This window comes from Ruegeria sp. AB5 (assembly GCF_056542645.1).
In genome coordinates, this window is record NZ_JBQGAE010000001.1 from 199,099 (window position 1) to 223,584 (window position 24,486).

The 24,486-nt window shown below is 59.1% G+C and carries 21 protein-coding genes; 13 read left to right on the top strand and 8 right to left on the bottom strand.

Going from position 1 to position 24,486, the window contains the following annotated elements; genetic code table 11:
* Positions 1 to 178 precede the first annotated feature (178 nt).
* Genes ACR0L4_RS01020 through ACR0L4_RS01040 form a run of 5 tightly spaced genes read left to right on the top strand, consistent with a single transcriptional unit; the run spans position 179 to position 6,738 of the window.
* Positions 179 to 1,999: an ABC transporter ATP-binding protein gene (locus ACR0L4_RS01020; protein ID WP_480509907.1), complete on the top strand. Its 1,821-nt coding sequence runs from the start codon at positions 179 to 181 to the stop codon at positions 1,997 to 1,999.
* Positions 2,000 to 2,005: 6 nt separating this feature from the next.
* Positions 2,006 to 3,172 carry an acetylornithine deacetylase gene (gene argE / locus ACR0L4_RS01025; protein ID WP_480509909.1) on the top strand — a complete coding sequence of 389 codons (1,167 nt, stop codon included), beginning with the start codon at positions 2,006 to 2,008 and terminating at the stop codon, positions 3,170 to 3,172.
* A 39-nt stretch (positions 3,173 to 3,211) separates the two neighbouring features.
* Positions 3,212 to 4,378, top strand: coding sequence for a M20 aminoacylase family protein (locus ACR0L4_RS01030; RefSeq protein ID WP_480509911.1), 1,167 nt, complete (start codon positions 3,212 to 3,214; stop codon positions 4,376 to 4,378).
* Positions 4,379 to 4,393: 15 nt separating this feature from the next.
* Positions 4,394 to 5,557, top strand: a complete 1,164-nt coding sequence (locus ACR0L4_RS01035) for a M20 aminoacylase family protein (RefSeq protein WP_170748391.1) — start codon at positions 4,394 to 4,396, stop codon at positions 5,555 to 5,557.
* 17 nt (positions 5,558 to 5,574) lie between these two features.
* Positions 5,575 to 6,738, top strand: a complete 1,164-nt coding sequence (locus ACR0L4_RS01040) for a M20 aminoacylase family protein (protein ID WP_480509914.1) — start codon at positions 5,575 to 5,577, stop codon at positions 6,736 to 6,738.
* Positions 6,739 to 6,789: 51 nt separating this feature from the next.
* Here the strand turns inward: ACR0L4_RS01040 and ACR0L4_RS01045 are convergent, their stop codons facing one another.
* Both ACR0L4_RS01045 and moaA read right to left on the bottom strand, forming a co-directional pair.
* On the bottom strand, positions 6,790 to 8,118 hold the full coding sequence (locus ACR0L4_RS01045; RefSeq protein WP_480509916.1) for a 3-deoxy-D-manno-octulosonic acid transferase: 1,329 nt from the start codon (positions 8,116 to 8,118) through the stop codon (positions 6,790 to 6,792).
* A 1-nt stretch (position 8,119) separates the two neighbouring features.
* Complete coding sequence (moaA, locus tag ACR0L4_RS01050; protein WP_480509918.1) at positions 8,120 to 9,127, bottom strand: GTP 3',8-cyclase MoaA; 1,008 nt, start codon at positions 9,125 to 9,127, stop codon at positions 8,120 to 8,122.
* A 91-nt stretch (positions 9,128 to 9,218) separates the two neighbouring features.
* On the opposite strand from moaA, the gene ACR0L4_RS01055 reads away from it, so the two are divergent.
* Positions 9,219 to 9,632 carry a hypothetical protein gene (locus ACR0L4_RS01055; protein WP_170748395.1) on the top strand — a complete coding sequence of 138 codons (414 nt, stop codon included), beginning with the start codon at positions 9,219 to 9,221 and terminating at the stop codon, positions 9,630 to 9,632.
* Here the strand turns inward: ACR0L4_RS01055 and ACR0L4_RS01060 are convergent.
* Genes ACR0L4_RS01060 through glmU form a run of 4 tightly spaced genes read right to left on the bottom strand, consistent with a single transcriptional unit; the run spans position 9,629 to position 14,038 of the window.
* Positions 9,629 to 10,306 carry a DNA alkylation repair protein gene (locus ACR0L4_RS01060; protein WP_480509920.1) on the bottom strand — a complete coding sequence of 226 codons (678 nt, stop codon included), beginning with the start codon at positions 10,304 to 10,306 and terminating at the stop codon, positions 9,629 to 9,631. The two genes, ACR0L4_RS01055 and ACR0L4_RS01060, sit on opposite strands and share 4 nt — an antisense overlap.
* 5 nt (positions 10,307 to 10,311) lie before the next feature.
* On the bottom strand, positions 10,312 to 10,854 hold the full coding sequence (locus tag ACR0L4_RS01065; protein ID WP_480509922.1) for a pyridoxamine 5'-phosphate oxidase family protein: 543 nt from the start codon (positions 10,852 to 10,854) through the stop codon (positions 10,312 to 10,314).
* A gap of 3 nt (positions 10,855 to 10,857) precedes the next feature.
* Positions 10,858 to 12,681, bottom strand: coding sequence for a glutamine--fructose-6-phosphate transaminase (isomerizing) (gene glmS, locus ACR0L4_RS01070; protein WP_480509924.1), 1,824 nt, complete (start codon positions 12,679 to 12,681; stop codon positions 10,858 to 10,860).
* Positions 12,682 to 12,685: 4 nt separating this feature from the next.
* The gene (glmU, locus tag ACR0L4_RS01075; RefSeq protein ID WP_480509926.1) at positions 12,686 to 14,038 is read right to left on the bottom strand and encodes a bifunctional UDP-N-acetylglucosamine diphosphorylase/glucosamine-1-phosphate N-acetyltransferase GlmU; all 1,353 of its coding nucleotides are present in this window, start codon (positions 14,036 to 14,038) and stop codon (positions 12,686 to 12,688) included.
* A gap of 134 nt (positions 14,039 to 14,172) precedes the next feature.
* Between glmU and ACR0L4_RS01080 the strand changes: the two genes are divergently transcribed.
* The 3 genes from ACR0L4_RS01080 (at position 14,173) to ACR0L4_RS01090 (ending at position 17,810) form a co-directional block, all read left to right on the top strand.
* On the top strand, positions 14,173 to 14,844 hold the full coding sequence (locus ACR0L4_RS01080) for an HAD-IA family hydrolase (protein WP_480509928.1): 672 nt from the start codon (positions 14,173 to 14,175) through the stop codon (positions 14,842 to 14,844).
* Positions 14,845 to 14,883: 39 nt separating this feature from the next.
* Entirely contained in the window at positions 14,884 to 16,074 is a 1,191-nt protein-coding gene (locus ACR0L4_RS01085; protein WP_480509930.1) for a DegT/DnrJ/EryC1/StrS family aminotransferase, read from the top strand.
* A gap of 572 nt (positions 16,075 to 16,646) precedes the next feature.
* Positions 16,647 to 17,810, top strand: a complete 1,164-nt coding sequence (locus ACR0L4_RS01090; RefSeq protein WP_170748403.1) for an isovaleryl-CoA dehydrogenase — start codon at positions 16,647 to 16,649, stop codon at positions 17,808 to 17,810.
* Between the two features lie 51 nt (positions 17,811 to 17,861).
* On the opposite strand, the gene ACR0L4_RS01095 is transcribed toward ACR0L4_RS01090, so the two are convergent.
* Complete coding sequence (locus tag ACR0L4_RS01095) at positions 17,862 to 18,467, bottom strand: OmpW/AlkL family protein (protein WP_480509932.1); 606 nt, start codon at positions 18,465 to 18,467, stop codon at positions 17,862 to 17,864.
* A gap of 136 nt (positions 18,468 to 18,603) precedes the next feature.
* On the opposite strand from ACR0L4_RS01095, the gene ACR0L4_RS01100 reads away from it, so the two are divergent.
* A complete protein-coding gene (locus tag ACR0L4_RS01100; protein WP_480509934.1) occupies positions 18,604 to 20,124 on the top strand; it encodes an AMP-binding protein in 1,521 nt (506 codons plus the stop codon).
* A 99-nt stretch (positions 20,125 to 20,223) separates the two neighbouring features.
* Here the strand turns inward: ACR0L4_RS01100 and ACR0L4_RS01105 are convergent, their stop codons facing one another.
* Complete coding sequence (locus ACR0L4_RS01105) at positions 20,224 to 20,448, bottom strand: hypothetical protein (RefSeq protein WP_170748406.1); 225 nt, start codon at positions 20,446 to 20,448, stop codon at positions 20,224 to 20,226.
* Positions 20,449 to 20,493: 45 nt separating this feature from the next.
* Here ACR0L4_RS01105 and ACR0L4_RS01110 point away from each other — a divergent pair, with 45 nt between their 5' ends.
* Genes ACR0L4_RS01110 through ACR0L4_RS01120 form a run of 3 tightly spaced genes read left to right on the top strand, consistent with a single transcriptional unit; the run spans position 20,494 to position 24,462 of the window.
* Positions 20,494 to 22,098 (top strand): carboxyl transferase domain-containing protein, encoded by a 1,605-nt coding sequence (locus tag ACR0L4_RS01110; RefSeq protein ID WP_480509936.1) that lies wholly within the window; start codon positions 20,494 to 20,496, stop codon positions 22,096 to 22,098.
* Position 22,099: 1 nt separating this feature from the next.
* Entirely contained in the window at positions 22,100 to 22,549 is a 450-nt protein-coding gene (locus ACR0L4_RS01115; RefSeq protein WP_480509938.1) for an ASCH domain-containing protein, read from the top strand.
* Positions 22,531 to 24,462, top strand: a complete 1,932-nt coding sequence (locus ACR0L4_RS01120) for an acetyl/propionyl/methylcrotonyl-CoA carboxylase subunit alpha (RefSeq protein ID WP_480509940.1) — start codon at positions 22,531 to 22,533, stop codon at positions 24,460 to 24,462. The genes ACR0L4_RS01115 and ACR0L4_RS01120 overlap by 19 nt, the downstream gene beginning before the upstream one ends.
* The last annotated feature ends 24 nt before the right edge of the window (positions 24,463 to 24,486 follow it).

Sequence of the window (24,486 nt, forward strand, 5' to 3'; positions counted from 1 at the left end):
GGTCGCATTTTTGTGCTGCCGTATTCTCCCCAACACGGTTACGCAGGGTATCGAAACAGAACTTTAGAAAAAAGCAAGGGTTGCCGTCGGGAAAAACCGCGACGGGTTTGACTTTTCCTGTCTCAGCGCCTTAGCGTCAGGCATCCGCAAAAATAAGCCTGACAAAGGGAGCGCGTACGTGCTGGACCAACCGATTGCCCAGATCAAAAAACTTCGGGTCGAGTTTCAAACCAAAGATGGTCCTGTAGTCGGGGTCGAAGATGTCTCGTTCGAGGTCAAGCCCGGCGAAACCGTTTGTATTGTGGGCGAATCGGGCTCGGGCAAGTCGGTTTCATCGCTGTCCCTGATGCGATTGGTCGAATTCGGAGGTGGCGAGATCGCGGGCGGAGAATTGTTGTTCGATCGCCGCGACGGGGCCGAAATGGATCTGGCTGGGGCCGATCAGGATCTGATGAAACAGATTCGCGGAAATGAGATTGGGATGATCTTTCAGGAACCGATGACGGCCCTGAACCCCGTTTTCACCGTGGGACGACAACTGACCGAAGGTTTGCGAATCCATAAGGATATGTCCAAGTCCGAGGCCGAAGAGCGGGCCCTTGAATTGTTGCGCCAGGTCCGGATTCCAGAACCCGAGCGGCGTTTGAAGCAATACCCGCACGAACTGTCCGGTGGCATGCGGCAGCGCGTTGTGATCGCCATGGCCATGGCCTGCGAGCCCCGTTTGTTGATCGCCGACGAACCGACAACGGCCCTCGATGTGACGATTCAGGCCGAGATTCTGGCTCTGATGGACCGCCTGAAGCGGGAAACCGGCACGGCGGTCATGTTCATCACCCATGACATGGCTGTTGTTGCGCAGATGGCCGACCGGGTTGTGGTCATGTTCCGCGGCAACAAGGTCGAGGAAGGTAGTGTCAAGGAAATCTTCGAAAATCCTCAACATGACTATACCAAAGCGTTGCTGGCTGCGGTGCCCAAGCTGGGCGAAATGCGGGGTAAATCCGCCCCCGAGCCGATGAAGCTGCTGGGTGTTGAGGGGCAGAACATCGCACCGATTCCCGGTACCGAAGAGGTTCTGTTGTCGGTCAAAGGTCTGACCACGCGCTTCCCGGTGAAAGGTGGGCTGCTACGTCGCACAATTTCGAACGTGCACGCGGTCGAAGATGTGTCCTTTACGTTGAACCGGGGTCAGACGCTGAGCCTTGTCGGCGAATCAGGGTGCGGCAAATCGTCTGCCGGACGGTCGATCCTGCGGCTTGTCGAGCCGATGGCAGGTGAAATCGACCTCGACGGCGTCGACATCATGAAACTGGACCCGTCCGGCCTGCGCAAGGCGCGGTTGGACATGCAGATGATCTTTCAGGACCCCTTCGCCTCGTTGAATCCGCAGATGCAACTGGTCGATCAGGTGGCCGAGCCGATGCGCAACTACGGCGTGGCCACAGGGTCCGAACTGCAAGACCGCGTCGCGCAGCTGTTCGACAAGGTGCAGTTGCCGCGCAGCTTCATGCGACGCTTCCCGCACGAAATGTCGGGCGGTCAGCGTCAGCGTATCGCAATTGCCCGCGCTTTGGCGCTGAACCCCAAGCTGATCATCGCGGACGAGGCGGTCTCTGCCCTGGACGTGTCGGTTCAGGCGCAGGTTCTGAACCTGATGATGGAACTGCAATCCGAACTCGGCCTGTCCTATTTGTTCATCAGCCACGATATGGCCGTTGTGGAGCGGGTCAGCCATTATGTTGGCGTCATGTATCTGGGTCGGATTGTCGAGCTGGGACCCCGTGCGCGGGTGTTCGAGAACCCTCAGCACCCCTATACGCAAGCCTTGATGAAGGCCGTCCCGATTGCCGATCCAAACAAGCGGAAATCGGAAAAAGACTTGAATTTCAAACCGATTCCCTCGCCCATTCATCCGATTGGCTACACGCCTGAGCCGTCTCAATACAATGAGGTCGAACCGGGGCACTTCATATTGACCACTGACAGCGGGTATTGACGTCTTATGGCACAGCGTCTGACGCCGCTTGAGATCATGACCAAGCTGATCTCGTTCCCGACCGTAAGCCGTGACAGCAACCTGCCGTTGGTCGATTGGGTCGAAAGCTATCTGCGCGAGCACGGAATCGAACCTCATCGCTGGCCGGACCCGGATCAGCCGCACAAAGCGGCGGTTTTTGCCCATGTGGGGCCGTGGGAGGAGGGTGCTGTGGTCCTGTCGGGTCACACAGATGTGGTGCCGGTGGACGGGCAGCCCTGGGACACCGACCCCTTTGTCGTTGTCGAAAAAGACGGCAAGTATTTTGGACGTGGCACCTGCGATATGAAAGGCTTTGATGCACTGGCCATCTGGGCTCTGGTCGAGGCGCAGTACACGGACCTTGAACGCCCGCTGCAACTGGCGCTGAGCTTTGATGAAGAAATCGGCTGCACCGGCGCGCCGCCCATGATCGAGGCGATGCAGACCGTGCTGCCGAAAGGTTCGGCCGTAATCGTGGGTGAGCCTTCGATGATGCAGGCGGTTACAGGCCACAAGGGCAGCTTTGGCTTTGACACGCATATGATTGGGTTCGAAGTTCACAGCTCGATCATGCATACAGGTGTCAATGCGATCATGGAGGCGGCACCGCTGATCCATTGGGCGAACGAACAGAATGCCCGAAATCAAAACGCGACCCCAAGTGAGACCGCTGCCGTCTTCAACCCGCCGTGGTCGACGCTTCATGTCGGCATGATCGCAGGCGGGACAGCGCACAACATCACGGCCAAGGACTGCCATTTCATGATGGATTTCCGCATCGTCCCGGATGAACGCAAGGCAGATTGGCAAGACGCCTACTTCCAGCAGGTACGCAAGGTTGAGGCCCAGATGCAGGTCGTTCATCCCGAAACCCGGATCGAGATTTCCGAGAATTTCTCGATCCCCGGGTTGGTGCCGGAACACGATGGTGAGGCCGAAGCGCTGGTCCGTGCGCTGACCGGAGACAACGCCAGCCATGTTGTCAGCTATGGCACAGAAGCCGGCCAGTTTCAGGAGGCGGGCTATTCGGCGGTCATCTGCGGACCCGGCGACATCGCTCAGGCGCATCAGCCAAATGAGTTCATTACGATTTCTCAATTTACTGAAGGCCAAAGATTTATGGAGCGTCTGATACACCGGCTTGCGTCCTAGCCTCAGGCGCGACAAGGGTTTTCGGAAAGGAATTGGGTCATGCCCGTAAAGAACCGACTTGCCGAGATGCAGGACGAGATCACCAAGTGGCGTCGCCATCTGCACGCCCACCCCGAACTGATGTATGATGTTCATCAGACTGCGGCCTTTGTGGTCGAGCGTCTGAAAGACTTTGGCGTTGATGACATCACAGAGGGCGTTGGCCGCACTGGCGTCGTCGCCGTGATCAAAGGCCGCACCGATACCAAAGGGCGGGTCATCGGGCTGCGCGCAGATATGGATGCGCTTCCCATCGAAGAGGCCACGGGGCTTGACTATGCCTCGACCGTTCCCGGCAAAATGCACGCCTGCGGCCATGATGGGCATACCTCGATGCTGCTGGGCGCAGCACAGTATCTGACCGAGACACGGAATTTCGACGGCACCGTGGTTTTGATTTTTCAACCGGCCGAGGAAGGCGGGGCCGGGGGCCTTGCCATGTGCCAGGATGGGTTGATGGACCGGTGGGGCATTGATGAGGTGTACGGGATGCACAATATGCCCGGCCTTCCGGTGGGGGAATTCGCGATCCGTCCGGGTGCTTTGCTTGCATCATCGGATGAATTTGAAGTTACCGTAACGGGCAAGGGCGGCCACGCTGCGGCCCCGCATGACGCCGTTGATACAACCTTAGTGGCGTCGCATATAGTTGTGGCTTTGCAATCGGTTGTGGCGCGAACCGTAGATCCGATCAAACGGGTTGTTCTGACCGTTGGCACGTTCGAGACCGATAGCGTGGCCTCTAATGTGATTGCACATACGGTCAGGCTGAAGGGCACAGTGCGGACGCTTGACCCCGAATATCGCGCCATCGCGGAAGAGCGCGTGCGCCGGATTGCCGAAGATACGGCCTCGGCCTTTGGCGCGTCGGCGCAGGTGGCATGGACGCCCGGCTATCCAGTGACCGTCAATTCCGAGGCGGAAACGGGCTATGCCGCCGAAGCTGCCGCTGCGGTGGCAGGCAAGGTGAATGACAGCACGGATCCGATCATGCCATCAGAAGATTTCGCCTATATGCTTGAAGAACGGCCCGGAGCCTACATCTTTGTCGGTAACGGGGACACGGCCATGTGCCATCACCCGGAATACAACTTCGATGACGACGCCATTCCCGCCGGCTGCAGCTGGTATGCCGAGCTTGTGGAACGACGATTGCCCGTCGCGTAAAAAAGGAAGAACGCCATGCCAATCAGAAATCGCCTTGCAGAACTGCACGCAGAAATCACCGGTTGGCGACGTGACATTCATGAACACCCCGAGATTCTCTACGATACACACCGCACCAGCGCCCTGGTGGCTGAAAAACTGAAAGAATTCGGCTGCGATGAGGTTGTTACCGGAATAGGTCGCACAGGCGTGGTCGGAATCATCCGGGGCAAGACGGACACACAAGGCCGGGCCATTGGATTGCGGGCGGATATGGATGCTCTGCCCATGCAAGAGCAGACCGGGCTGGATTATGCCTCGAAAACGCCTGATGCAATGCATGCCTGCGGCCATGATGGCCATACGGCGATGGTTCTGGGCGCGGCCAAATACCTAGCTGAGACGCGCAATTTTGACGGCACGGCGGTTGTGATCTTTCAGCCCGCTGAAGAGGGGGGCAACGGCGCTGAGGCCATGTGTCAGGACGGTCTTATGGATCGGTTTGGCATTCAGGAAGTCTATGCCATGCACAATGTGCCGGGACTGCCCACCGGGCAGTTCGCGATCCGCTCGGGGCCGTTGCTTGCGGCAGCGGATGAATTCGACATACATCTAGAAGGCCACGGGGGGCACGCCGCCAAACCACACGAGACGGTGGATACGACTGTGATGCTGTCTCAACTGATCGTGGCGCTGCAGACGGTCGTGTCGCGCAACGCGGACCCGATCCAGCAGGGCGTATTATCCGTGACGTCGGTTGAGACGTCGTCGAAGGCGTTCAACGTGATCCCCCAATCGGCGCGTGTACGCGGGACGGTGCGCACTCATTCCAACGAAATGCGCGAGATGATCGAACAACGTCTGACCGAGATTGCCACCGGTATCGCCGCAACCATGGGCGGCACGGCAAAAGTGACCTACACCAAGGGAGTCCCGGTCACGATCAATGCCAAAGACCAAACTGGCTATGCTGAAGAGGCCGCGATTGCGGTCGGCGGTAGTTGCGGTGAAGCGCCGATGGTCATGGGCGGCGAGGACTTCTCGTTCATGCTGGAGGAACGTCCCGGGGCCTTTATCATTCTGGGCAACGGCGACAGCGCCGGGCTGCACCACCCCGAATACAATTTCAACGACGAGATCATTCCAATCGGATGTTCGTGGTTTGCCGAAATGGTCGAGCGCCGGATGCCGGCGGCTTGAAATAGGAGAGAGAAGACATGCCAGTCAAAAACCGCTTTGCGGAATTGCAGAATGAGATCACCACATGGCGACGCGACCTGCACGAGAACCCCGAAATTCTGTTTGAAACCCACCGCACCAGCGCACTGGTTGCCGAGAAGTTGAAGGCGTTCGGTTGTGATGAGGTTGTCTCTGGCATTGGCCGCACCGGTGTTGTGGGTGTGATCAAAGGAAAGTCCGACAGCAAAGGCAAGGTTATCGGGCTCCGGGCCGATATGGATGCGTTGCCGATTCACGAGGCGACCGGGCTGGACTATGCCTCGAAAACGCCGGGCGCAATGCATGCCTGTGGCCATGATGGTCACACGGCAATGTTGCTCGGCGCGGCCAAGTACCTGTCGGAAACCCGCAATTTCGACGGCACCGTCGTGGTGATTTTCCAGCCCGCCGAAGAAGGCGGCGGTGGTGGTCGCGAGATGTGCGAAGACGGCATGATGGACCGCTGGAACATTCAGGAGGTCTACGGCATGCACAACTGGCCGGGCAAGCCGGTCGGCAGCTTTTCGATCCGTCCCGGAGCGTTCTTTGCGGCCACCGACCAGTTTGACATCACGTTCGAAGGGCGCGGAGGACATGCGGCAAAACCGCAGGAGACCGTGGATACGACCGTTATGACGGCGCAGGCGGTGCTGGCGCTGCAGACGATTGCCTCGCGTAATGCGGACCCGATTGATCAGGTGGTCGTGTCGGTGACTTCGTTCGAGACTTCGTCGAAAGCGTTCAACGTGATCCCTCAGACCGTTCACATCAAAGGCACTGTGCGCACGATGAGCAAAGAGATGCGCGATCTGGCCGAAAAACGGATCAACGAGATTTGCAACGGCGTGGCCGCGACTTTTGGCGGCACGGTGGATGTGACATATATCCGCGGCTATCCGGTCATGGTTAACACTGACGAACAGACCGAATTCGCCGCCGATGTGGCTAGGTCAGTTTCGGGTGCTTGCGAGGAGGCGCCGTTGGTGATGGGTGGCGAGGACTTTGCCTTCATGCTTGAGGAACGTCCGGGGGCCTATATCCTTGTAGGCAACGGCGACACGGCTATGGTGCACCATCCTGAGTATAACTTTAACGATGAGGCCATACCCGCCGGGTGCAGTTGGTGGGCTGAAATTGTCGAACAGCGGATGCCTGCGGCCTGATTTTTGCTGTGCAAAGCGAGGGGCCAGCCCCTCGCGCTCCCCGGGAAATTTCTAGCCAGATGAAGAGGGATCCTGTGCTTTTTGGCGCAGGTTCAGATGGGCGCACAGCGTATCTACAACCGAATTCAGCGCGTCTTTTTGGCTGTTGACGCAGGTTTGGGCCGCTTTGCGTGCGGTGGTCAGTGCGGCGTCGTCTGACAGCCAGTTTGCAACCGCATTGGACAAGTCATCGGCCGTTTGAACCTCGATTGCGCCGCCAGCGCCAACAAGCGGCGCAAATGTTTCGGCGAAATTGAAGTAACCCGGTCCGGTGATAACGGCGGCGCCCGCCTGTGCAGGCTCGAACGGGTTGTGGCCGCCGATTTCCTTTAAAGACCCGCCAAGAAAGACGATCGGGCACAGCGCGTACCATGTGCCGGTTTCACCAAGCGTATCCGCCACATAAACCTGCGTGTTCTGCGAAATTGCATCACCCTTGGCACGGAAAGCAGAGGTGAGTTCGGCTTTGCCCAGCAGAAGGTTCACGTCTTCACGTCGCTCCGGGTGGCGCGGGATCAGCAGCAGCAGTAAGTCCGGGCGGTGTCGCAGCAACGCACTATGCGCGGCCAGAACGGTTTCTTCTTCGCCTGCATGGGTTGAACTGGCAATCCAGACCGGGCGCTCGCCAATCTGTGTACGGATATCCGACAGTGTGGCCTGATCCACCGGCAATGGATCGGACATCGCCTTGAGATTGGTCCCAGGCTGGACACGTTCTGGGCAGGCTCCGATTGAGATCAGATTCTGTGCGGTTTGGTCATTCTGGGTGAGAAAGACTGCGAAGTGGTTCAGGATGAACCGTGCTGTATCGGGTCGCTTTCGCCATCCAGCGACTGAGTTTTCGGACAAGCGCGCATTCAGCAGGCACAGAGGCGTCCCGCGTTTGGCGGTTTCCACGATCAAACGGGGCCAGATTTCGCTTTCCACAAAGATTGCGGCATTTGGTTTCCAGTGATCCAGAAAGCGCCGGACCGGTGCGCCGCCGTCCAGAGGTGGAAACTGATGTCTTGTGCGGGGTGGCAGCCGCTTTTCAACCAGACTGGCAGATGTGGGTGTTCCAGAGGTGATCAGGAACTCGGCCATGGGCAGGCGTTCTCCCAATCTTTTGATCAGACTGAGCACAGACAGGCTTTCGCCCACGCTGGCGGCATGAAACCAGATCAATTGCCCCTCGGGACGGTCGCAACTGGCGTGGCCTAAACGCTCTCGCTGTCGAAGAGGGGTAACCTCGGCGGCTTGCAACTTGTTGCGAACAACACGCCAGGCCAAAGGTTGCACGATGGATGTTACACCGCAGTACAAGTGGTACAGCAGCGTCGGCCGCACATGTGCCTCGGTCACGTCAGCCGCCCGTGTGGCTCATATGGCGGGTCATCTGGCCATCAACCGCCTGACGGGAATAGTCGAAATCGTGGCCTTTGGGCTTGAGATTGATGGCTGCGCGGATTGCCTCTTCCAGGGGTTGTTCGGTGTCGGGATGGTCGCGCAGCGGCGCGCGCAGATCGGCCATATCTTCCTGGCCCAGACACATATACAGCTCTCCGGTGCAGGTCAGGCGCACGCGGTTGCAGCTTTCACAGAAATTGTGGGACAGCGGTGTGATGAATCCAATTCTCTGGCCGGTCTCTTCCAGCCGGACATAGCGCGCCGGGCCACCTGTGCGTTCGGCCAGATCAGTGACGCTGTAGTGGTTTTCGTATTCCTTGCGCACGTCCTTGAGCGACCAGTACTGATCCAGCCGGTCCTCATTTCCGATGTCTCCCATGGGCATGACCTCAATCCAGGTCAGGTCCATGCCGCGTTCGGAACACCATTGTGTTATCCGGGGCAGTTCTTCCTCGTTGAAGCCTTTCAACGCTACCGCGTTGATCTTGATCCGCAAGCCTGCTTTTTGCGCGGCGTCGATGCCGCTCAGTACCTGCTTCAGGCGACCCCAGCGGGTGACCTTGGCAAATTTGTCGTCATCCAGCGTATCGAGCGACACATTTATCCTTCGGACACCTGCCGCATACAGATCGTCAGCGAAGCGATGCAACTGCGAGCCGTTTGTGGTCAAGGTCAGCTCTTTCAACGCGCCGCTGTCCAGGTGCCGGGTCATTGCGTTGAAAAACGTCATGACATTGCGCCGCACCAGCGGTTCGCCACCCGTGATGCGTAGCTTTTCAACGCCCATCCTGACAAAGGTTGAACACATGCGGTCCAGTTCCTCAAGTGTCAGCAGTTCCTTCTTGGGCAAGAAGGTCATGTTCTCGGACATGCAGTAGAGGCAGCGAAAATCGCAGCGGTCTGTCACCGAGACGCGAAGATACGTGATGGCACGGGCGAAGGGATCAATCAGAGGAGCAGTCATGGAAACATAGGTAGAGCCGGAACTTGTCGACGACAAGAGTGAACTGTGCTTTGGTCTGGTGTCGAAACGAACTGGGTAGTAGGTTCGGCACATGAAAGAACTGCTTGTGATATCCTGTGTTTTGCTGGCTGGCTGTGATGCCGTGCGGTCCACGACGGATCGGGTTCTGGGGCGCACGGACGCAGAGGTTGAGGCCGCTCCTGCCGAAGTGGAAAGCACGGCCTATACTCAACCTGTCACCGCGACGGCAAACTGGGCGGGGGCCAAGACCACTGTCGCGGGATTGGGGGATCCTACAACGCCGGGGCGTTGGATGCAGACGCCGCTGGTCGACTCGGAAGTCACTGCACGGGTGGTTGTGCCGAAGACCGGGGCGCAGGCCTATATCACACTGGTTCCTGCGTCCGGGCCGGAAACCGGCGGTAGCCGTTTGTCACTGGATGCGATGCGGGCCTTGTTGGTTCCCTTTGACGAACTGGTCGAGGTTGAGGTCTACGCCAACTAATCTTTCAGGTATTTGCCCGCTTCGCGCCGGGCAAAGGGTTTCATTGCGTCGCCATGGCGGTGCAGAAAGGCCACGACCCGGTCCGGATCGTGTTTGGACAATTCCCGCAGCCACCATGCAATCGACTTCTGGATGAACCAGTTCCGGTCAGGGATATAGCTTGCGGCCCAACCAAGTATCCTGTCGCGCCGGGCCAGATCGTCCGGCTTTGGGTGGTTCTGCTTGGTCCAAGGCAGGGTCGAGACCAAAGCAGCCCGGCGCGTCCACATATGATCTGATCCTGTCCAGGCTTCGACCTGATCCAATCGGGCCGGATCGGCGCTCAGGCGTTTCTGGATGGCGGTGCAGGCGTGGTCAGCGATGGCCCAGGCGTCGAAATCGGGTACCCAGCTTTGCAACAGTGCCCAGACCTCATCATCTGGACGAATACGCGCCTGAGTCAGCAGTTTGGACGCGGCGACGCGGGCCTCGTGGATGTTGGTCTGCCAGAGCGCATCCGCGAGGGTGACGCGCTCAGCAACCGACAGTTCCTTGCGCCAGGCTTTCGTCAGATCGTTGAGAACCGGGACGGCGACGCCCAGATAGGGACGCTCGGCCTTGTGATAGGCTGCGACCTGTTCCGCGCGCTCAGCATCGGCATGTGCCTTGATCTGATCCAGATAGAGGTCGAGCATGGCGTCTACACCGGAACGCCGGTGGGTTTGCCGTCAATCGTCTGCTGGTTCTTCTCGACCCAATAGGCTCGAATGTCGTCGTCCGACTTGCCGTCGACCCATTTCTGCATCGTGTCCCTGTCCGACTGGAATTCCATAAACGGGACTGCGTAACCGCAGGAGGTCTGCACCAGATCAATAGTGACGTCATAGATTTGCCGCGCGCTGCGATGGTTTGGGAAAAGGCCGACAAGCTCCTTCCAATCCTTGTCCCCGGCATGAAGGGTCTGCGCAGTACCATAGGTGCGCAGGATCAGAGGGCGGGTCGTGAAGGAACACCACATCAGCGTCATGCGATTGACCTCGCGCAGATGCCCGGCTGTTTCATTTCCGCTTCCGGTCAGGTTCATCCATGCAATCCGGTTCGGCCCCAGAACCCGAAGCGAATCCATCCCCTTGGGAGAGATGTTGACCCGCCCTTCGGCCCCGGCGCTGCCGACAAAGAACATATGCTGGTCTGCAATGAACCTTTGTTGGGCTTCATCAAGCTGAGGGAATTGTTTGGCCATATCTCACTCCACAGTAACCGACTTTGCGAGGTTACGCGGCTGGTCCACATCGGTCCCTTTCGCGACTGCTGTGTGATAGGCCAGCAATTGCGCCGGAACCGAGTACAGGATCGGTGTCAGGTTGGTGTGAACATGGGGCATGCGGATCGTGTTCCAAGCCTCGTCTCCGGCTTCAGCGATCCCATCATCATCCGACACCAGGATCACCTTGCCCTTGCGCGCCATGACCTCTTGCATGTTCGAAACGGTCTTGTCGAACACCGTGTCCCGCGGGGCCATCACCACCACCGGCATGTGTTTGTCGATCAGGGCGATGGGGCCGTGCTTTAATTCACCTGATGCATAACCTTCGGCGTGTATATAGCTGATTTCCTTCAGTTTCAACGCACCTTCCATCGCCAGAGGGTACATCAGGCCGCGCCCCAGAAACAGAACATCGCGTGCTTCGGACAGGCGTTGAGCGGATTTACGGATGGCACGGTTCTGATCCAGCGCCGTGTTCAGAACCGAGGGCAACCCGCGCAGGGCGGCGGCGTGATCGGCAAGTTCCTCATCCGTCAATGTGCCCCGGTCGGCGGCAGCCTTGAGGGCCAGCATGAGCAGGACGCTCAGCTGACAGGTAAACGCCTTGGTCGAGGCCACGCCGATCTCAACGCCGGCGTGAATGGGCAAGGCAATGTCACTTTCCCGCGCGATCGAGCTTTCTGGAACATTGACGACCGAAACGATCTTGTCCGCCTTGCCCTCGCAATAGCGCAACGCGGCCAGCGTATCAGCGGTTTCGCCGGATTGGCTGACAAACAGGGCCAGGGTGCGGTCGCTGATCGGAGGTTCGCGATAGCGGAATTCGCTGGCGATATCGACCTCGACCGGCATTTTTGCAAGCTGTTCGAACCAGTATTTTGCGGTCAGACAGGCGTAGAAGGCTGTGCCGCAGGCCACCATCGTCAGGCGGTCAAGCTTGGTGAAATCCAGCTCGGTTTCCGGCAAAACCACCCGGTCGCCGCCTGTCGGCAGGTAGGATCGGATCGCTTCGGCGACCACAACGGGTTGTTCGGCGATTTCCTTGGCCATGAAGTGCTTGTGTCCGCCTTTGTCGGCGCGCGCATGATCCAGCTTGATCTTGCGCATCTCGCGATTGGCCAACTCGCCTTCTTCATTGCGGATTTCCAGCGAGGTGCGGGTCAGAACGGCCCGGTCGCCTTCTTCCAGATAGGTTATTTTGTTCGTGAGCGGGGCCAGCGCAATCGCGTCCGAGCCGACATACATCTCACCATCCCCGTGACCGATGGCCAGCGGAGACCCCTTGCGGGCAGCAACGATCAGGTCGTCCTGTCCGTCGAACAGAAAAGCCAGCGCAAATGCGCCTTGCAACCGGTCAATGGTCTGGAAGGCGGCCTCGACGGGCGCAAGACCCGAGTTGAGAAGGTGTTCGGCCATCAATGCGACCGTTTCGGTATCCGTCTCGGTCTCGAACCCGATCCCGTGCCCGGCCAATTCTGTACGCAGTTCGCGATAGTTCTCGACTATGCCGTTGTGAACCACGGCAACCGGTCCCGCCTTGTGCGGATGCGCATTGTTGACCGACGGCGCGCCGTGGGTGGCCCATCGGGTGTGCCCTATCCCGGATTTTCCTCGCAGCGGGTCATGCACCAGCAGATCACTCAGATTGACCAGTTTTCCCACGGCCCGGCGACGACCCAGGAGTCCATCGTTCACGGTGGCAATTCCCGCACTGTCATAGCCGCGATATTCAAGCCGTTTCAGGGCCTCAACCAAGATAGGGGCGGCTTCATGCTGTCCCAGAACACCTACAATTCCACACATAAACTCAAGCCTCTTTATCTCGGCGAGCTTTCTTCGCCTTTAGCATCTCAAACAATTTGCGGGCGTAGCCCGGTTTGTTGTCCTGCTTTGCGCGCGCAACCGCCAGCGCATCCGCCTCGACATCGCGTGTCACAACCGTGCCGGTGGCTGTCATGGCACCATTGCCCACGCTCACCGGTGCGACCAACATGGTATTCGAGCCGATAAAAACATTTTCACCAATCGTCGTTTTATGCTTCATCACGCCATCATAATTGCACGTGATCGTCCCTGCGCCGATATTCGATGCTGCCCCGACGGTGGCGTCGCCGATATAGCTGAGGTGATTGACCTTTGCGCCCTCGGCGATCTCAGCATTCTTGATCTCGACAAAATTACCGATTTTCGCATTTTCCGCCAGTTCCGCGCCCGGGCGCAGACGGGCATAGGGGCCCACGACAGAACCTCGGCTGACATGACAGCCTTCAAGGTGCGAAAACGCCCGAATGGTCGCGCCGCTTTCGACGGTCACACCTGGGCCAAAGACCACGTTCGGTTCAATCACCGTATCGCGCCCAATGACCGTATCGGCGGCAAGGTAGACTGTATCCGGCGCCATGAGCGTCACGCCCAAATCCAGCAATTCGGCCCGGGCCTGCACCTGAAACATCGCATCCGCAGCGGCGAGATCGGCGCGAGAATTCACACCCAGCGTTTGCGCCTCATTGCAGGCAACAGCCGTGACACTCAGTCCTCGGCTGCGGGCAATTTCGACGACATCCGTCAGGTAGTACTCGCCCGAGGCATTGTCGTTGCCGACCGCATCGATCAATGACATCAATATCTGTGCATCACAGGTCAAAAGGCCTGAATTACAAAAGGTTATCTCGCGTTCTTTATCTGACGCGTCTTTGAATTCAACGATCCGCTCCAGCGTATCTCCGTTCATAACCAAACGACCATAGCGCGCGGGATCGGAGGCCTCAAAACCAAGGATCACCAGATCATTTCGGGTGCGCGCCTCAATCATCCGCTCCAGCGTGTCAGGCTGTAAGAATGGTGTGTCCCCAAAGAGAACCACGACATCGCCGTCAAATCCCTCTAAGGTCTCGCGCGCCTGTCCGACCGCATGGGCCGTACCCAATTGTTCTTCCTGCACGACAATCCGAGCGGTTTCATCCTCAGCCTGAGCAACCTTCGCGACGGCTTCTGATCCATGACCAGTGACAATCACGGTGCGTTCGGGGTTCAGTACAGATCCGGTGCGCATGGCGTGGATCAGCATCGGAACCTGTGCAATAGGATGTAGAACCTTTGGAATATCCGAATTCATCCGGGTGCCTTTTCCGGCGGCAAGGATGACAAGGGCAGTGGTCATGAAATCGTTTTCTCTTTGTGTTTTGTTGCCGTCCGTTTTATCCGCTGAGGTCAAAGGCGCAAGCCGTTCGGCCATCAAACAAGATTGCCGATTGCAACATGACATGGCGGAAACCTGCCGAACAAGGAGGCGCGATGCGCACGGTCATCTTCGATCTGGACGGGACCTTGGCGGATACGTCCGGGGATTTGCTTGCTGCCGCAAACCATTGTTTTCGCGCAATGGGGCATGGTGATGTGCTGGTCCATGGGCAGGATGCGGGCGTCGCATTGCGCGGTGGTCGGATGATGCTGACGCATGGGCTGAAGCGGGTCGGGGCCTATGATGACGCAACTGTCGCCGACTACTATCCCGTTCTGCTCGAGGCCTATTCCAGGGACATTGACACCCATACCCGGTTCTACCCAGGCGCGCTGGAGGCGGTCGAAGTCCTGAAAGCCGCGGGCTATGGCGTCGGGATTTGCACTAACAAGCCCGAGGCTTTGGCCAATCAGTTGCTGTCTCAGATGGGTGTTCGGGATCGGTTTGCAGCGCTGGTGGGGGCCGATACCCTGCCAGTCCGCAAGCCCGACCCGGAACCCCTGCGCGAAGCGGCGCGGCGGGCTGGGGGGCATCCCGACCTGTGCGTTCTGATCGGGGACTCTGATACCGACCGCAACACAGCCAAGGCCGCAGGCGTGCCGTCTGTGCTGGTCACATTTGGCCCCTCGGGCGACGACATGGCCGCGCTAGAGCCCGAAGCTCTGTTGCATCACTTTGACGACCTGCCAAATGTCGTTACCGATCTGATCGGTGCGGCGGCGTGATCTCTTGACCCGAACCGGATAGAGCCCCAGAACTTACCCATGACTGAGATATTCACCGGCAGTTTCACCCAGCAGGAACCGATCCCCGACGAGGCCATCGAGGCCGCGCTGGACGTTTTACGCCACGGGCGTTTGCATCGCTACAATGTCGCACCGGGGGAGTTGGGCGAGACCGCATTGCTGGAGCAGGAATTTGCAGCCCAGATGGGGTCGAAATACTGTCTGGCTGTTTCCTCAGGCGGGTATGCACTGGCGACCGCACTCAGGGCCGTTGGCGTGCAGCCCGGCGAACCGGTTCTGACCAATGCGTTCACGCTGGCCCCGGTGCCGGGGTCGATTGCCTCTGTCGGGGCAATGCCAGTGTTCGTCGGGGTGACGGAAAACCTGACCATTGATCTGGATGACCTTGAGGCCAAACTGGATCAGGCGCGGGTTCTGATGCTCAGCCACATGCGCGGCCATTTGTGTGACATGGACCGGCTGATGCAGATGTGCGACTCTGCGGGTGTCACAGTGATCGAGGATTGCGCACACACGATGGGGGCGGCCTGGCGCGGGCAAGTGTCGGGTCGGCAGGGGGCGATCGGGTGTTATTCCTGCCAGACCTACAAGCATGTGAATTCGGGGGAAGGCGGTCTGCTGATCACCGACGACGAAGACCTCGCGGCCAAGGCAACAATGCTGTCGGGCTCGTACATGCTGTATGAACGGCATCTGGCCGCGCCGTCGCCTGAAGTGTTCGAGCGGATCAAATACACCACCCCGAATGTATCAGGTCGGATGGACAATTTGCGTGCCGCGATTCTGCGCCCCCAACTGCGCGATCTGGATCGTCAGGTCGGGCGCTGGAACGAGCGTTACCAGACAATCGAGGCAGGCCTGCGCGGAACGCCGGGTTTGACCATGGTCGAACGGCCCAAGGCGGAAACCTATGTCGGGTCGTCGATCCAGTTCCTTTTGCTGGACTGGTTGCCTGAGCGTATCGCCGAAGTGATGAGCCGATGCGCCAAACGCGGGGTCGAGCTCAAATGGTTTGGCGGCGCAGAACCGACAGGCTTTACCTCGCGCTATGACAGTTGGCGCTATGCCGAGAGCGACCGCATGCCCGGCACGGATCGCGTATTGGCAGGCGTCATGGATATGCGCGTGCCTCTGACGTTTTCGTTGGAGGACTGTCAGTTGATCGCCCGTATCATCCGGGCCGAAGTCAGTGCGGTTTTCCAGTCCTGACCACCCCGGGCGAACCTTTGTTCGATCAGTGGTTCGTTGTTGCGGTTGAACCTGTCCAAACTGCGCTAGTGCCGCTTGCCGTCTGGAATGGTCTGTGGCGACGTGTCTTGGGCGAGACCGCCGCAAGGGGCCTTTCGGACGGCAACATGTCTTACCCGGCGCGCCATTGGCAAACACGATGTTGAGTAGGAAGTGACGGTAGATTGCCCACTCGACGTTTATTTCGACTTCTGACCTGGGTAAAGCTCTTCTGCATTGGGTGATCGGTCGTCAAGAAACATGCCTTCGGGATCGAATTTCAGATGGGTCCGGGACCAGTTGACGCCTTTGTCGCAGAAGTCATCATTGATTTGGGCAATTGCAGTTAGCACTCGACAGGCTTGATGCAAATGGGTGCGTACCACCGCGTATTTGTGGACCTGCAATCTCAACCATGTCCAAGAATTCGGCACAAACCTGCTAAAAATCTGGCAAGCGCGCTGTCAGAATTCTCACGCGCTGCTTGACCTACAGCTCTGTCCGTGTCAGATTATTTGAACACTTGTTCATTAATGCTGGGGAGGAATGCGTCAATGTTCATGGCGACCATGCAGTTTGATCTGGGCGAAGACGTAAACGCGCTGCGCGAGATGGTGCATCGCTGGGCGCAGGAGCGGGTAAAGCCGATGGCGGCCGAGATCGATGCCTCAAACGCGTTTCCAAACAGTTTGTGGACCGAGATGGGCGAATTGGGCCTGTTAGGCGTAACCGTGCCCGAGGAATATGGCGGCGCGGGCATGTCCTATCTGGCGCACACCATTGCGATTGAAGAAATCGCGCGGGCCTCGGCCTCGGTTTCGCTGTCCTATGGTGCTCATTCGAATCTGTGCGTGAATCAGATCAAGTTGAACGGCAACGAAGAACAAAAGCAGAAGTACCTGCCGCGCCTGATCTCGGGTGAACATGTTGGCGCTTTGGCCATGTCTGAAACTTCGGCAGGCTCTGACGTGGTTTCGATGAAGCTGCGTGCGGAGAAGCGGAACGATCACTATCGGCTGACCGGCAACAAGTATTGGATCACCAATGGGCCCGACGCGGATACTCTGGTGGTCTATGCCAAGACCGATCCGGATGCGGGGTCGAAAGGGATCACCGCATTTCTGATCGAAAAGGAGATGAAGGGCTTTTCGACCTCGCCGCATTTCGACAAGCTGGGGATGCGCGGCTCGAACACGGCCGAGCTGATCTTTGAAGATGTCGAAGTGCCCTTCGAAAACGTTTTGGGAGAGGAGGGCAAGGGCGTGGCCGTTCTGATGTCCGGTCTCGACTATGAACGCGTCGTGTTGGCCGGGATTGGAACCGGCATCATGGCCGCCTGTCTGGATGAAATCATGCCCTATCTGGCCGAGCGCAAACAGTTCGGCAAACCGATTGGAAGCTTCCAGCTGATGCAGGGCAAGATTGCGGATATGTACACGGCTATGAATTCGGCGCGTGCGTATGTTTACGAAGTGGCCAAGGCGTGCGACCGGGGGGATGTAACCCGTCAGGACGCGGCTGCATGCTGTCTGTATGCCTCCGAGGCGGCAATGACCCAGGCGCATCAGGCGGTTCAGGCGATGGGTGGGGCAGGGTTCCTGGCCGACGCTCCGGTCAGCCGGATTTTCCGGGACGCAAAGCTGATGGAAATCGGCGCGGGCACCAGCGAAATCCGCCGGATGCTCATTGGCAGAGAATTGATGGGCGCGATGCTCTGAAAAACAACGCCGCGTGCCTTGCGAAGGTACGCGGCGCTTGGTGCTACAGGATCAGAAGCGATGGACGTAGGAAACGCCGACCAGCCACGGATCGATTTCAGCGGTGCCGATATCGACGCCGTCCAGCTTGACGTCCGAATCGATGTCGAACCAGCGCACGTTCAGACGCACCGAGCCGTTGTCGGTGATCTGATAGTCCAGACCGGCCTGCAGCGCGATGCCGAAAGAATTGTCGAGTTCCAGATCGCCCAGTGGCGATTTCTCGTCAAAGAAGATCGTGTAGTTCAGACCCGCACCGACATAGGGTTTCCAGGCGCTGTTGGTCGGGAAGTGATAGTTCAGCGACAAGGTCGGGGGCAGGTGATCGACGCTACCTGCGTCGATGCTGCCACCAAGCGTGATGTCATGGCTGAAGGGGGTCGCGGCCAGAAGTTCGATGCCCAGGTTGTCCCGGATGAAGTATTCTGCGGTGAAGATCGGGCGCGTGTCCGAGTCGATTTCGGCATCGAGACCGGCAAGCGTTCCATTGTCGGATTTCGGGTCCAGATAGCCGACACCGATACCAACGGTCCAGTCGCCTTGCGATTGGGCAAAAGCGGGTGCGGCCAGCGCAACAAGTGCGGTAGACAAAGTCAAAGCGGCGAGTTTTTTGGTCATTGTTCTGCTTTCGGTTCAGTTGATGACCATCATTTGACAGGGAAGCGACGCGCCCACTCTGATCTGTATCAAATCCACGTGAACAAAGTGGGTGGCATGGCCGCGCTATCTTGCCGCGGAATAAGGGGAATTCACGATGGTATACGGTGATCGCATACCGGGTTTGCTTTCTGCGGGTGGCTGGAACATCCCAAATCCTCTGAATATGGCGCGCCAATGCCTGGATCATGCGCCTGATCAGGTGGCTATCATTGATCTTGCAGGCTCGTTTAGGCGCGATGTGACATATGCGGAACTGGCTCAGATGGCGGATGGCATTGCGCGGGCGCTTTTGCCACGCGTGCAGACGGGTGACAGGGTTGGAGTCCTGCTCAGCCAATCCCCGTGGTGCGCAGCGGCGCATCTGGCGATCTGGAAACTCGGGGCAATCTCGGTGCCGTTGTTCAAATTGTTCAAACAGGATGCCTTGCGGTCGCGCGTGTCGGATGCCGGAGTGCGGATCGTTTTGACCGATGCCGAAGGTGCAAAGCTTTTGGGCGACTTGGCCGAACCGGTGATCGCGTCCGAGGTCGGGGTATCCGGCGCACCGGTGCCTTTTGCCCAGACGGGGCCAGACGACCCGGCGGTTTTGATCTACACCTCGGGCACCACCGGTCGTCCAAAGGGCGCGCTGCATGGGCATCGGGTGCTGACCGGGCATCTGCCGGGGGTTTCGATCAGCCACAATCATCTGCACGCAGGTGACTGTCTTTGGACGCCGGCGGATTGGGCCTGGATCGGCGGGTTGTTCGATGTGCTGATGCCGGGGCTGGCGCTGGGCATTCCCGTCGTCGCCGCCCGGTTGGAGAAATTCACGCCCGAGGCCTGTGCCGATGTGATCGCACACGGCGGGGTGCGGAATGTGTTCTTCCCGCCGACCGCATTGCGCATGCTCAAAGCGGCGGATCAGGCGATCCCGGGTCTGCGCTCGGTCGCGTCCGGAGGGGAGCCTCTGGGCGCCGAGATGCTGGCCTGGGGCGAACAGGCGTTTGGCCTGACGATCAACGAATTCTACGGCCAGACCGAATGCAATATGGTGGTGTCCTCCTGCGCGCAGGATTTTCCAGTTCAGCCCGGCTGTATCGGCAAGCCCGTACCGGGGCATGAGGTGGCGGTGATCGACGAGGACGGCAACCCGACGACGAAAGAGGGCGACGTTGCCATCCGCCGAGGCTCGGCCTCGATGCTGTTGGAGTATTGGAACCGGCCCGAGGCCACGGCCGAGAAGTTCCGGGGCGACTGGCTGATCACCGGCGACCGAGGCGTATGGGACGGCGATTATCTGCGCTTTGTGGGGCGCGAGGATGACGTGATCACCTCAGCCGGATACCGCATCGGCCCGGCCGAAATCGAGGACTGCCTGCTGACCCACCCGGCGGTGGCAACCGTGGGAGTGGTGGGCAAGCCGGATCCGCTGCGGACCGAGATCGTGAAGGCCTACGTGGTGCTAAAACCGGGGGCCGAGGCGTCAGAGCCGGAGTTGCAGGACTGGGTAAAGGACCGTCTGGCGCAGTATTCCTATCCGCGTGAGGTGGCATTTCTGGAGGAATTGCCGATGACGGTGACGGGGAAGGTTATTCGGAAAGAACTTAAGGCGCGGGCGGCGGGGGAGGTGTAGGGGAATGAAAGTATTCGATAAGATTGGTGGGCTCCGATGCCCTTGTTGCGACGCACCTGTCACGTGGAGTATCGCAAATACAGCGAAGGGCAGTGAGGGCTACATACCTTTCGTTGAATGTGGAAAATGCAATGAGAAGCTCAGAGTTGCGAGCGGTTCTGGTCTCATCCATGCAATAGTAGCTTGCACCCTCGTAACCGTCTTTTGGTTCGCCTTTGGAATGATGGGATTGTTCGGCGTCGATGGCGTGTCTTTGTTCCCAAGTTCGGTGCCGATCGGATTATTGGGGAAATCAATATTGTTTGGCATTGCCGTGGTTTTCATTGCGCTTCCAGTTGCCAATCGGTCCTTGAAAATAGAGGTATGCAAATGAAACTCGCTTCCAAAGCTATGTCCACCTCCGAGGGCTTCAAGGCAAACCGTGCGGCTCATCTCGGCGCGCTAGCGCAAATCTCAGCCGCTGCCGAGACCGCCCGCATGGGGGGCGGTGAGAAATCTCGGGACCGCCATGTTTCGCGCGGCAAGATGCTTCCGCGTCGGAGGGTGGCGAACCTGCTCGATCCGGGCTCTCCGTTTCTGGAAATCGGCGCGACGGCGGCGCATGGGATGTATGGGGATGCCGCGCCCTCAGCAGGGGTCATCGCGGGGATTGGCCGGGTGCAGGGGCGCGAGGTCATGGTGGTGTGCAACGATGCCACCGTGAAAGGCGGCACCTACTACCCGATGTCGGTCAAGAAACACCTGCGCGCGCAGGAGATTGCCGAGGAAAACCATCTGCCCTGCATCTATCTGGTCGACAGCGGCGGCGCAAACCTGCCCAATCAGGATGAGGTCTTTCCCGACCGCGATCACTTTGGCCGCATCTTCTATAATCAGGCGCGGATGAGCGCGAAGGGCATCCCTCAGATCGCGGTGGTGATGGGGTCGTGTACGGCGGGCGGGGCTTATGTACCTGCGATGTCGGATGTCACGATTATTGTGCGCGATCAGGGTACAATCTTTCTGGCCGGGCCGCCTCTGGTCAAGGCTGCGACCGGAGAGGTCGTCAGCGCCGAGGATCTGGGCGGTGGCGACGTCCATACCCGCCTGTCCGGCGTGGCCGATTATCTGGCCGAGGATGACGCCCACGCGCTGGCCCTGACGCGTCGGGCGGTGGGGTCGTTGAACCTGCGCAAGCCGCAGACGGTCGATTGGGCCAGCCCCGAAGACCCGGCCTATGACCCCGAGGAAATTCTGGGCGTTGTCCCCGCCGATCTGCGCACGCCCTATGATATCCGCGAGGTGATCGCGCGGCTGGTCGATGGCTCTCGGTTCGATGAGTTCAAGCCGCGTTTTGGCGAGACGCTGGTCAACGGTTTTGCCCATGTCAAAGGCTGCCCCGTCGGGATCATCGCCAATAATGGCGTGCTGTTTTCCGAGGCCGCTCAGAAGGGCGCGCATTTTGTTGAGCTGTGCTCGCAACGCAAAACCCCGCTGGTGTTCCTGCAAAACATCACCGGCTTTATGGTGGGCCGCAAATACGAAAACGAAGGCATCGCGCGACATGGGGCCAAGATGGTGACTGCCGTTGCCACGACCTCGGTGCCAAAGATCACGATGCTGGTGGGTGGCTCATTCGGGGCCGGGAATTACGGCATGGCGGGTCGCGCCTATCAGCCGCGGTTCCTGTGGACCTGGCCGAACTCGCGGATTTCTGTGATGGGCGGAGAGCAGGCGGCGGGCGTGTTGGCAACTGTCAAACGCGACGGGATCGAACGGCAGGGCGGCACATGGTCGGCCGAGGAAGAGGCCGAATTCAAACGCCCAACGCTGAAGATGTTCGAGGAGCAATCCCACCCGCTCTATGCCTCGGCCCGGATGTGGGATGACGGCATCATCGACCCGCGCAAAAGCCGCGATGTGCTGGCCTTGTCGCTGAGCGCCGCACTGAATGCCCCGATTGAGGAGACACGCTTTGGCGTGTTCAGGATGTGATATGCGCGAAACTCTCGAACAGGTAAAAGCACGCTATCCCGGTGCGCAGACATTCAAATTTGGCGACAACCAAAAGCTATGTGATGACTTGCTTGCGCTTGTGCGGTCTGGTGTCAAGACCGCGACATGCGGGTCTTTGGAGGATTATCCGGAAGGCAGTGCAGAAATGCCAAAACCCGGACGTCAGGATATTGCGCTGGAATGGGATGGCCGACCGGCACTGGTAATCGAAACTGTGGACGTCACGACCCAACGCTATATCGACGTGCCCGAGGAGTTTGCTTTGGCAGAAGGTGAGAATGAAACGCTGGACGGGTGGCGCGAGGATCATCGCCGCTATTTCGAGCGCAACGGTGGGTTTGACCCCGAGATGATGCTGGTATGCGAACGGTTCCGCCTTGTGGAAGACCTCGCACCCAAGGGGGAATACGAATGTTCAACAAAATCCTGATTGCCAACCGGGGCGAGATTGCCTGTCGGGTGATGGAAACGGCTCAGAAAGTGGGCGTGTCCTGCGTGGCCGTCTATTCCGACGCGGATGCTTCGGCCAAGCATGTGCAGATGGCGGATGAGGCAGTGCATATCGGTGGGGCGGCCCCGGCGGACAGCTATCTTAGGGTCGATGTGATCATTCAGGCGGCGCTGGATACTGGCGCACAGGCGATCCATCCGGGCTATGGGTTTTTGTCCGAGAACCCGGATTTCGTGGATGCGGTTGAGGCTGCGGGCCTGACCTTCATCGGCCCCTCGGCGGATGCGATCCGCAAAATGGGCCTCAAAGACGCGGCCAAGGTGTTGATGGAGCAGGCGGGCGTGCCTGTGGTGCCGGGGTATCACGGCGATAACCAGGACGCTGACCATTTGGCCGACGCGGCAGCAGCCATTGGCTACCCCGTTCTGATCAAGGCGGTTGCAGGCGGTGGCGGCAAGGGCATGCGGCTGGTGGAGACACCCGACGCGTTCTCGGACGCTCTGGACAGCGCGCGGGGTGAGGCAAAGACCGCCTTTGGCAATGATGCGGTACTGGTTGAGAAATTCGTCTCCAAGCCCCGTCATATCGAGGTTCAGGTCTTTGGCGATGGCACCCAAGCGGTGCATCTGTTCGAGCGCGATTGCTCGCTGCAGCGGCGGCACCAAAAGGTGATCGAAGAGGCTCCGGCCCCCGGAATGACGCCCGAGATGCGCGAGGCGATGGGGCAGGCGGGCGTGCGCGCCGCCGAGGCGATTGGCTACAAGGGCGCCGGCACGGTTGAGTTCATCGTCGATGCCTCGGACGGGCTGCGCCCGGACCGATTCTGGTTCATGGAGATGAACACACGCCTGCAAGTGGAACACCCGGTGACCGAAGCGATCACCGGCGTTGATCTTGTCGAATGGCAGTTGCGCGTTGCAGCAGGTGAGACCCTACCCAAGCGGCAGGAGGCACTGACGATCACGGGCCACGCGTTTGAGGCACGGCTTTACGCCGAGGATGTTCCCAAGGGGTTCTTGCCCGCAACGGGTACGCTGACCCATCTACGCTTCCCCAAGACGTGCCGTGCCGATAGCGGGGTTCGGGCCGGGGATACGATCAGCCCATGGTACGACCCGATGATCGCCAAGGTTGTAGTGCATGGGCCAACGCGCGCTGTCGCTTTGGAAACCCTGTATCGCGCCTTGCGCGAGACCGAGGTGGGCGGCACGGTTACAAATCTTGCCTTTTTGGGGTCATTGACACGCCATGCCGGGTTCGCCTCGGGCGATGTCGACACCGGGCTGATCGGACGGGATTTGGGGGTGTTGGTCGAACAGCCGTTGGTTCCCGCGACCTGTTTTGTGGCCGCGGCGATGCATGCTTTGGGTTTGGTTGTCCCTCAGGCTGAAGCGGGGTTTTGCCTGTGGGCTCCTCTCCACCGCGCGGTGCAACTGGAACACGGGGGTGAGGTTCTTGATCTGGATGTTCAGGTCGAGGGGCCCGCGCGGCAAGTCTGGGCCCTTGGTCAGGCCCAAGTGGTTGCAGAGCTTCGTGACGGGACGTGGTACCTTGATGGGCGTCGCATGCCAAATGTTGCGATCTCGGAACGTCGAATAACCGTGTTCGAAGACTATGGGCAGGACTTTGAAATCGTTGACCCGCTGGACCGGGAGGGCAGCGCTGCTGGGGATACCAACGTGATCGAAGCGCCGATGCCCGGATTGGTCAAAGCCGTGTTTGCCGTCGTCGGACAATCCGTAAAGGAGGGTGATAGGCTCGCAGTTCTCGAAGCGATGAAGATGGAGCACTCATTGCTGGCCGCGCGGGACGGTATTGTGGCCGAAGTGCTGACAAAAGACGGCGCGCAGGTCGAGGCAGGGGCGGCTCTGGTCCGGTTGGAGGACGCATAACCTGTATGCGCACGGCGTGATGTG

Coding starts and splice junctions, on each gene's coding strand:
- glmS (WP_480509924.1), bottom strand. CDS start 12,681: ATGTGTGGAATTGTAGGTGTTCTGGGACAGCATGAAGCCGCCCCTATC.
- ACR0L4_RS01085 (WP_480509930.1), top strand. CDS start 14,884: ATGACTGAGATATTCACCGGCAGTTTCACCCAGCAGGAACCGATCCCC.
- ACR0L4_RS01080 (WP_480509928.1), top strand. CDS start 14,173: ATGCGCACGGTCATCTTCGATCTGGACGGGACCTTGGCGGATACGTCC.
- argE (WP_480509909.1), top strand. CDS start 2,006: ATGGCACAGCGTCTGACGCCGCTTGAGATCATGACCAAGCTGATCTCG.
- ACR0L4_RS01120 (WP_480509940.1), top strand. CDS start 22,531: ATGTTCAACAAAATCCTGATTGCCAACCGGGGCGAGATTGCCTGTCGG.
- ACR0L4_RS01110 (WP_480509936.1), top strand. CDS start 20,494: ATGAAACTCGCTTCCAAAGCTATGTCCACCTCCGAGGGCTTCAAGGCA.
- ACR0L4_RS01090 (WP_170748403.1), top strand. CDS start 16,647: ATGTTCATGGCGACCATGCAGTTTGATCTGGGCGAAGACGTAAACGCG.
- ACR0L4_RS01055 (WP_170748395.1), top strand. CDS start 9,219: ATGAAAGAACTGCTTGTGATATCCTGTGTTTTGCTGGCTGGCTGTGAT.
- moaA (WP_480509918.1), bottom strand. CDS start 9,127: ATGACTGCTCCTCTGATTGATCCCTTCGCCCGTGCCATCACGTATCTT.
- ACR0L4_RS01115 (WP_480509938.1), top strand. CDS start 22,100: ATGCGCGAAACTCTCGAACAGGTAAAAGCACGCTATCCCGGTGCGCAG.
- ACR0L4_RS01105 (WP_170748406.1), bottom strand. CDS start 20,448: ATGAAAACCACGGCAATGCCAAACAATATTGATTTCCCCAATAATCCG.
- ACR0L4_RS01060 (WP_480509920.1), bottom strand. CDS start 10,306: ATGCTCGACCTCTATCTGGATCAGATCAAGGCACATGCCGATGCTGAG.
- glmU (WP_480509926.1), bottom strand. CDS start 14,038: ATGACCACTGCCCTTGTCATCCTTGCCGCCGGAAAAGGCACCCGGATG.
- ACR0L4_RS01065 (WP_480509922.1), bottom strand. CDS start 10,854: ATGGCCAAACAATTCCCTCAGCTTGATGAAGCCCAACAAAGGTTCATT.
- ACR0L4_RS01035 (WP_170748391.1), top strand. CDS start 4,394: ATGCCAATCAGAAATCGCCTTGCAGAACTGCACGCAGAAATCACCGGT.
- ACR0L4_RS01095 (WP_480509932.1), bottom strand. CDS start 18,467: ATGACCAAAAAACTCGCCGCTTTGACTTTGTCTACCGCACTTGTTGCG.
- ACR0L4_RS01030 (WP_480509911.1), top strand. CDS start 3,212: ATGCCCGTAAAGAACCGACTTGCCGAGATGCAGGACGAGATCACCAAG.
- ACR0L4_RS01040 (WP_480509914.1), top strand. CDS start 5,575: ATGCCAGTCAAAAACCGCTTTGCGGAATTGCAGAATGAGATCACCACA.
- ACR0L4_RS01100 (WP_480509934.1), top strand. CDS start 18,604: ATGGTATACGGTGATCGCATACCGGGTTTGCTTTCTGCGGGTGGCTGG.